An 8,527-nucleotide genomic window follows, 5' to 3' on the forward strand; every position below is an offset into this window, starting at 1 on the left:
TCCTACGGCAAGGGCTACTTCACCCGCTGCTTTTCCAGCTTGCGGGCCAGGGTGCGGCGGTGCATGCCCAGGCGGCGGGCGGTTTCGGAGATATTAAACCCGGTTTCTGCCAGGGTTTCGTGGATGCGTTCCCATTCCAGGGTTTTCAGATCCGTGGCACGGGCTGTCAGGGCCACATCGGTGGAGCCTTCCGCCCGGTTGAAGGCATCTTCGATATCGTCGGTATTGGAAGGCTTGGCCAGATAATGGCAGGCGCCCAGCTTCACCGCCTCCACCGCGGTGGCGATACTGGCATAGCCTGTCAGCACCACAATCAGCGTGTCCTCATCGTGTTCATGGAGCGCCTGAACACAGGCCAGCCCGGACGATTCGCCCTTGAGTTTCAGGTCGACCACGGCATAGCCCGGCTGATGGTTTTTCAGCAGCACCTGCATGGATTCCAGGCTGTCCGCATGAACCACCTGATAACCCCGGCGCTCGAACGAACGGGTCAGGGTGCGGGCAAAGGCGTCATCGTCTTCCACAATCAATAGCTGTCTTTCATCACCCAGCATTTCAGACACCGTTGGTTCCTCCTGTTTCCTGCTCCAGAGTGACCACTGATAACGGCAGGGACAAGGTCACCAGTGCGCCACCCTGGGCCAGATTGCTCGCTCTCAGGTTGCCGCCCAGGGTACGCAGCACGTTCATCACCAGAAACAACCCAAGACCACTGCCCGGCCGTCCCTTGCTGGACTGGTAAGGACGCCCCAGATTATCGAGCATCGCCTGCGGGAAACCCCGCCCACGGTCTGTCACCGACACCAACAGGGTTTCTTCTTCGCGGTGCACCTCCAGCCGCACCCAATGGGGAGAGGCTTCCAGAGCGTTATCCAGCACGTTGTGAATACTCTGCCTGAGCGCAGAATCCGACACGATGCTCAGGTCCTCACCAAAATCATTGCGATAGGCAAAGTCCTTCACCGGACGAGTTTCGCGCCACTCGTCGACCAGATCATCAAGAAATTCGCGTACCGTGGTTTCCTCCGACGATTCTCCACGGGCCTCCCCGGCCGATAACAAAATGCCGCTGACAATAGACTTGCAGCGCAATACCTGTGTCTGCATCTCGGCAATTTCCTGGGCCATGTCCCCGTCGGTCTTGAACGGCTCCATGTGTTTCCAGTCCCCCAGAATGACCGACAGGGTCGCCAGCGGCGTACCCAGTTCATGGGCCGCGCCGGAGGCCAACAACCCCATGCGCACAATGTGTTCCTCTTCCGCCGCCCGCTGGCGCAGTTCCGCCAGGTGTTCATCGCGCTGGCGCCGGTTACGGGTAATGCGGTTAATGAAGATCACCAGCAAGCCGCCATTGAGCACAAAGCAAATCATCATCCCTTCGATGTAGAGACTGAACAGCCCCTCGGAGTGATCCAGCGGCATGGGTAGCGGATGGCCGTACCAGGCCAGCCAGCCAAAACACAGGGTGGTGGTAATCAGGATGACCCAGGTAGACCAGACCTCCAGCAACACCGCCCCGAGAATCACTTGGAGCAAGTACAGGAACACGAACGGGTTGGACGCCCCGCCACTGAGCGCCAGCAACATGGTCAGCGTTGCCACATCGATCAGCAGGGACAGAAACAGCTCGGTATTACCAATCGGCTTCGGCAGCCGCAGGCGCAACACGCTGACCGCATTGAGCAGCAACAGACCAAACAGCACCACCAGCATTTGTGACACGGGCAGCTTGATACCGAAGCCGTAGTTAACCACCAGAATGGTGGCGAACTGGCCGAACATGGCAATCCAGCGAAGCTGAATCAGCAACTGCAGGTTCTTGCGGCCGGTCAGGTCATCGCTACTGCGGCGCAGCGCAGAAAACAGCGAACCCGACAGGGAAGCCTTGGAGGGTGAGGACGACGACATGGTTTCCATAACCCCAGTTTAGTGTAGGTCGCCACTAATAATGCAACTTATGACGGCGCCTTTTTCCGCCACTCAGTGTTGCTTTTCTTTGACGTAGGCCCACTATGCCTGCAGAAAAGCGCCTTGATTGGCGAAAAAATGCACTCGACATAAGTCACACAATCAGCGGCGATCTACACTAGCGCGTTCGGCGTGAATCCCGCAGCACCAGCCAGGCCGCCAACAGCATGCCGAAGGCCAGGGCAAACCAGGTGATGGCGTAGACGCGATGATTATTGCGGAACTGAATGACGGTAAGCCCGCCCACCGGCAGTTCGCTGCCGGCGGCTTGCGCATCCACGAAATACGGCGCCACCGGCGACAGCCCCTGCTGCTCTGCCATGGCCTGCACATCCCGTGAGTACCAGCGATTCTCGGCGGGCACATTGTCCCGGAACACACCTCCGCCGGGATGGCTGAAACGTAGTAACCCGGTGACGGTGACCGGCTCAGCCGGCGTATAGCCGCCCGACTGGGCCGCGCCCCGTTTTTCCTGGGGCACAAACCCCTGGTTCACATAGACCCAGCTGCCGTCGGCCCGTTGCAACGGCGCCATCACCCAATAACCCTGCCCCTCTTGCGTCGCCGCAGAGACAAGCGCAACGGCCCCGGGCCGATACTGGCCGCTCACACTGACATGGAGGTACTCATGACTGTCTTCACTGACAGAGGGCCAGTCAGGTTGCGACGGCGCGATCACCGCTTCGGCATGCACCCGGGCATCCACCCGGGCAATCAGGTCTTCCTTCCAGGCCAGCCGTTTCACCTGCCAGACACCCAACGCCACAAAGCCGACGAAAGCGACTGCAGTCAACAGCAGAAACAGGAAAGTAAAAATACGCCGACGAGCCATGGTCATGCCTCTTCAAACGTGGCGGGGAGGGAAAGGCGGAGACCGGCAACGCCGACCTCCGCCCTACGCATGAGTGCGTGCTACGTGTTGCATGTTGCATGTTGCATGTTGCGTACTGCGCCTCTTAATCCATCATCCCCGGCATCATGTTCACGTTCAGGTTATGCATTACCCACAGTGAACCGGCCAAGGTAATGAAGACCAGAATCAGCGTGAAAATCAGCGCCAGCATGTTCCAGCCCCCTTCCGAATGGAAGTTCATGTGCAGGAAGAACACCATGTGCACCACAATCTGCACCAGCGCAAAGCCCAGAATCACCATCACCGTGGTGGTAGAGCTTTCCAGCACATCACCCATCACCAGCCAGAACGGAATCACGGTAAGGATCACCGCCAACACAAAGCCGGTGGCGTATTCCTTCAGGGAAACGTGGGGAATGTCCGCATCGTGATGATCATGATCGTGTGTATGCTCGCTCATGGCAGCACTCCCATCAGGTAAACGTAAGTGAACACGCCAACCCAGACCACGTCCAGGAAGTGCCAGAACATGGACAGGCAGAACACCCGGCGCTTGTTTTCCGGAATCAGACCGTGTTTTTTCAGCTGGAACAGCAAGGTCACCAGCCACACGATGCCGAAGAACACGTGCAAACCGTGGGTACCCACCAGCGCAAAGAAGGCAGTCCAGAAGCCACTGGTTTGCGGCCCGGCGCCCACGCTAATCAGGTGATGAAACTCATACAATTCCAGGCTTAAAAAGCCCAGCCCCAGCAGGCCGGTAACGGCCAGCCAGAACATGGTGCCCTTCACCTTGTTGGCCTGCATATGCAGCATGGCGAAGCCATAGGTGATGGACGACACCAGCAACAACGACGTGTTGATGGCGATCAGGCTCAGATCGAACAGCTCCATGCCGGTGGGCCCGCCCGCATAGCTGCGCCCGAGCACCCCGTAGGTGGCAAACAGGGCAGCGAAGATCAGGCAGTCGCTCATCAGGTAAATCCAGAAACCCAGCAGGGTTCCGTTCTGGGGGTGATGATCCCCCTTCACCAGAAACTCCAGCTGGCCGTCCTGCGTGCTGTTCACATCAGCAGTCATGGTATTTTCAGACATTGGCAAGCACCCGTGTACGTTCTGCTTCAATCCGTTCTACTTCTTCCGCCGGAATGTAGTAGTCACGGTCGTAATTGAAGGTGTGGTAAATCGCGGTGCCGATCAGCGCCACGAAGGACACCCCGGCGACCAGCCACATATGCCAGATCAAGGCGAAGCCGATCACCACACTGATGCCGGAGAGCACGATGCCCGCCCAGGTGCCCTTGGGCATGTGAATCGGAATAAAGCCGGATTCAGGACGCTGGAAGCCGTGTTGCTTCATCTGCCACCAGGCGTCCAGATCGTGCACGCGTGGGGTGAAGGCAAAGTTGTACGGCGGCGGCGGCGAGGAGGTGGACCACTCCAGAGTACGGCCATCCCAGGGATCACCGGTCTCGTCCACCAGCGCTTCGCGGCGACGGAAGCTGACAATCAGCTGGATCGCGAAGGCGGCAATGCCGACTGCGATCAGCACCGCACCGAAGGCGGCAATCTGGAACCAGATCTGCAGGGACTGATCCTCGAAGTGGCTGACACGACGGGTCACGCCCATCAGGCCGAGCACGTACAGCGGCATGAAGGCGAAGTAGAAACCGATCAGCCAGAACCAGAAGGACAGCTTGCCCCAGAATTCATCCAGCTTGTAACCAGTGGCCTTCGGGAACCAGTAGGTAATACCCGCGAACAGACCGAACAGCACACCGCCGATGATCACGTTATGGAAATGCGCAATCAGGAACAGGCTGTTATGCAGCACGAAGTCCACCGGCGGCACCGCCAGCAACACCCCGGTCATACCACCGATAACGAAGGTGACCATAAAGCCCAGGGTCCACAGCATGGGCACATCGAACTTGATGCGGCCACGGAACATGGTGAACAGCCAGTTGAAGATCTTCGCCCCTGTCGGTATCGAGATAATCATGGTGGTGATCCCGAAGAACGAGTTCACACTGGCCCCCGAGCCCATGGTGAAGAAGTGGTGCAGCCACACCAGGTACGACAGCACGGTAATCACCACGGTGGCGTAGACCATGGAGGTGTAACCGAACAGCGGCTTGCGGCTGTAGGTGGCCACGATCTCGGAGAAGATACCGAACACCGGCAGGATCAGGATATACACCTCGGGGTGACCCCAGATCCAGATCAGGTTCACGTACATCATGGCGTTGCCGCCCAGATCATTGGTGAAGAAGGCGGTATCCAGGTAACGGTCCATGGTCAGCATGCCCAGCACCGCGGTCAGTACCGGGAACGCCGCCACAATCAGGATGTTGGTGCACAGGGAGGTCCAGGTGAACACCGGCATCTTCATCAGGCTCATGCCCGGGGCACGCATCTTGACGATGGTCACCAGCAGGTTCACCCCCGACAACAGCGTGCCCACCCCGGCAATCTGCAAGGCCCAAATATAGTAATCCACCCCCACCCCGGGACTCTGCAATATCCCCGATAACGGCGGGTAAGCCAGCCAACCGGTCTTGGCGAACTCGCCAATAAACAGGGACACCATCATCAAGGCGGCGCCACCGGTGGTCATCCAGAAACTGAAGTTGTTCAGGAACGGGAAGGCCACATCGCGGGTGCCGATCTGCAACGGAATCAGATAGTTCATGATCCCGGTTACCAGCGGCATGGCCACGAAGAAGATCATGATCACGCCGTGGGCGGTAAAGATCTGGTCGTAGTGGTGCGGCGGCAGGTAGCCGGTAGAATCGCCAAAAGCCATGGCCTGATGCAGGCGCATCATGATGGCATCGGCAAAACCGCGCAGCAGCATCACCAGGCCAAGAATGATGTACATGATGCCGATTTTCTTGTGGTCGATGGTGGTGAACCACTCGTTCCACAGGTAACCCCACAGCTTGTAGCGGGTCAGGGCCGCCAGCAGCGCGATGCCGCCCAGCGCCACCACGGCAAAGGTGCCGAGGATGATCGGATCATGGAAGGGAATCGCGTCCCAGGTGAGGCGACCAAAGATCAGCTTGGTCAGGTCCAGGTTCTCAAACATGGGCGGCACCTACTGCGTTTGCGATCAGGAGAGAATTATTCATGGTGGCCTCCATGGGACTGATGGCCGGCATGATCTTGATGATCCGCATGCTCAGCCTTGGCATCGCCATGGTGACCGGCGTGCTTGTCCATGCCGCCGTGGTACATCATGTCTTCCATACAGGTCTGGCCCGGCTCCACACAGCGGTTGAAAATGCCGTAGTAAAGCGTCGGATCCACCTGGCCGTAATAGCTCACCGGGTCATCGATGCTCGGTTCTTCCAGTTGCAGGTATTTATCGCGACTCAGGTTCCCGTCGCTGGCTTTTACCTTGGCAACCCAGCTGGCGAAGTCCTCTTCGCTCAACCCATGGAAATCAAACTTCATCTGCGAGTAACCGGCGCCACTGTAGTTGGCAGAAAAGCCCTTGTAGACGCCCGGCTCGTTGATCACCCCATGCAGCTTGGTCTCCATGCCCGCCATGGCATAGATCTGCCCGGCCATGGCCGGAATGAAGAAGGAATTCATCATGGTAGAGGCGGTGATCTTGAAGCGGATCGGGTGATTCACCGGGGCCGCCAGTTCATTGACGGTGGCAATGCCCTGCTCCGGGTAGATAAACAGCCACTTCCAGTCCAGCGCCACCACTTCCACGGTGAGCGGCTCCAGGCCCACCGGCACCGGGGTCTGCGCATCAATGCGGTCCAGCGGGCGGTACGGGTCCAGTTTGTGGGTGCTCACCCAGGTCATGGCGCCCAGCGCGATGATGATCATCAGCGGAACAGACCAGATCACCAGTTCCAGCACGGTGGAATGGGTCCAGTCGGGCTTGTAGTTGGCCTCGGTGTTGCTTTCCCGGTAATGCCAGGCAAACCACAACGTCAGCACGATCACCGGCACAATGACCAGCAACATCAGTACTGTTGCCCAGACGAGCAAATCCCGCTGTTGCACGGCCACGTCACCAGAGGGGGACATCACGACTGCGTCACAGCCCGACAGCAAGGCGGTGACAAGCAACGTCAACGACGCTCCACGCAAGTATTTGAATAATTGCATTGGCGAATCTTCTGGTTGGCTTTTAGGTAGACAGGACTCTATCCAAGGGCATGAGTAGCCGGTATTGGACATTTTGTCCCATAGGCTTAAAGTCCTAACCATACTTGATGGACATCAAGGCACAAACAACAACTCTGGTGAAGAGCGCACAACATGTCGCAGACCTATCCGGCTTCCATGCCAAGCCAAAAAAGCCACGCCTCCGTGGCTCCCAACGAGATCGCCGTGGGCGTGGTCATCGGCCGTACCTCCGAGTATTTCGACTTCTTTGTATACGGCATCGCCTCCGTACTGATCTTCCCGCAGCTGTTTTTCCCCTTTACCGGCCAGCTGCAGGGCATGCTCTACTCCTTCATGCTGTTCGCACTGGCCTTTGTGGCGCGCCCCTTCGGCACCGCCCTGTTCATGTGGATCCAGCGCCAGTGGGGCCGCAGCATCAAGCTCACCGCCGCGCTGTTCCTGCTGGGCACCGCCACCGCGGGCATCGCTTTCCTGCCCGGCTATGAAAAACTGGGCGGCTACGCCATCGCCCTGCTCGCCCTGTTCCGGGTCATGCAGGGCGTCGCGTTCGGCGGCTCCTGGGATGGCCTGCCTTCCCTACTGGCTCTCAACGCTCCCAAAGAGAGCCGCAGCTGGTACACCATGATCGGCCAGCTGGGCGCGCCGCTGGGCTTTGTGATCGCCAGCGCCCTGTTCCTGTACCTCTATAACAGCCTGAGCGCCGCAGACTTCCTGGGCTGGGGCTGGCGTTACCCGTTCTTCGTGGCGTTCGCCATCAACGTGGTCGCCCTGTTTGCGCGCCTGCGCCTGGTGCTGGGCGAGGAATACACCGAAGCCATGCAGGAAAGTGAGCTGGAACCCATCCGCACCAGCGAGATGGTACGCGAGGAAGGCCACAATATTTTCATCGGCTCCTTCGCTGCCCTGGCCAGCTATGCGCTGTTCCATGTGGTAACCATCTTCCCGCTCTCCTGGATCGCCTTCCAGGGCAGCCAGACCACCGCCGAAGTGCTCACCGTACAGGTGCTGGGGGGCTTCGTGGGCATCATGGCCACCATCGGCTCCGGCTGGATCGCCGCCCGCATCGGCAAGCGCACCACCGTGGGCGCCCTGGCCGCCATGATTGGTGTCTTCAGCCTGCTCACGCCGCTGTTGATGGGCGGCACCCCGGTCATGCAGGACACCTTCATCCTGCTGGGCTTTGCCCTGCTCGGGGTGTCCTACGGCCAGGCCTCCGGCACGGTCACCGCCAACTTCGCCCCGCGCTTCCGCTACACCGGCGCCGCCCTCACCTCCGATTTCGCCTGGCTATTCGGCGCCGCCTTCGCCCCGCTGGTAGCCCTGGGCCTGTCCGCCAAGTTCGGACTCATGTCAGTGACCGTGTACCTGCTGTCCGGCGTGATCTGCACCCTGCTGGCGCTGGCGGTGAACCAGTCGCTGGAGGATCAGGGGGAGGACTAAGCTGCAAGCTACAAGCCTCAAGCTGCAACGCGGTTTGAGGCCACAGCGGACTGAGACACAGAAGCCGCGCCCAGAGTCTGGGCGCGGCCTCATTATTTCTGAAACCCTATTCGTAGG

General features: G+C 59.2%; 8 protein-coding genes. 1 reads left to right on the forward strand and 7 read right to left on the reverse strand.

The window, feature by feature from the left end:
• Positions 1-14: 14 nt before the first annotated feature.
• The 7 genes from ADG881_RS06320 to cyoA all read right to left on the reverse strand — a co-directional run bounded on the left by ADG881_RS06320 (position 15) and on the right by cyoA (position 6,949).
• Positions 15-554 carry a response regulator transcription factor gene (locus ADG881_RS06320; protein WP_007148747.1) on the reverse strand — a complete coding sequence of 180 codons (540 nt, stop codon included), beginning with the start codon at positions 552-554 and terminating at the stop codon, positions 15-17.
• A gap of 1 nt (position 555) precedes the next feature.
• Positions 556-1,908 (reverse strand): ATP-binding protein, encoded by a 1,353-nt coding sequence (locus ADG881_RS06325; protein WP_232211697.1) that lies wholly within the window; start codon positions 1,906-1,908, stop codon positions 556-558.
• 178 nt (positions 1,909-2,086) lie between these two features.
• Positions 2,087-2,800: an SURF1 family protein gene (locus ADG881_RS06330; RefSeq protein WP_232211698.1), complete on the reverse strand. Its 714-nt coding sequence runs from the start codon at positions 2,798-2,800 to the stop codon at positions 2,087-2,089.
• 124 nt (positions 2,801-2,924) lie between these two features.
• Positions 2,925-3,281: a cytochrome o ubiquinol oxidase subunit IV gene (gene cyoD, locus ADG881_RS06335; RefSeq protein WP_007150500.1), complete on the reverse strand. Its 357-nt coding sequence runs from the start codon at positions 3,279-3,281 to the stop codon at positions 2,925-2,927.
• Complete coding sequence (gene cyoC / locus ADG881_RS06340) at positions 3,278-3,916, reverse strand: cytochrome o ubiquinol oxidase subunit III (RefSeq protein ID WP_007150293.1); 639 nt, start codon at positions 3,914-3,916, stop codon at positions 3,278-3,280. The genes cyoD and cyoC overlap by 4 nt, the downstream gene beginning before the upstream one ends.
• Entirely contained in the window at positions 3,909-5,909 is a 2,001-nt protein-coding gene (gene cyoB, locus ADG881_RS06345; protein ID WP_007149982.1) for a cytochrome o ubiquinol oxidase subunit I, read from the reverse strand. Before cyoB ends, cyoC begins: the two co-directional genes overlap by 8 nt.
• 35 nt (positions 5,910-5,944) lie before the next feature.
• A complete protein-coding gene (cyoA, locus tag ADG881_RS06350) occupies positions 5,945-6,949 on the reverse strand; it encodes a ubiquinol oxidase subunit II (RefSeq protein WP_007149657.1) in 1,005 nt (334 codons plus the stop codon).
• A 153-nt stretch (positions 6,950-7,102) separates the two neighbouring features.
• Between cyoA and ADG881_RS06355 the strand changes: the two genes are divergently transcribed.
• The gene (locus ADG881_RS06355; RefSeq protein ID WP_007150080.1) at positions 7,103-8,410 is read left to right on the forward strand and encodes an MFS transporter; all 1,308 of its coding nucleotides are present in this window, start codon (positions 7,103-7,105) and stop codon (positions 8,408-8,410) included.
• The last annotated feature ends 117 nt before the right edge of the window (positions 8,411-8,527 follow it).

This window comes from Alcanivorax sp. DG881 (assembly GCF_000155615.1).
GTDB lineage: Bacteria > Pseudomonadota > Gammaproteobacteria > Pseudomonadales > Alcanivoracaceae > Alcanivorax.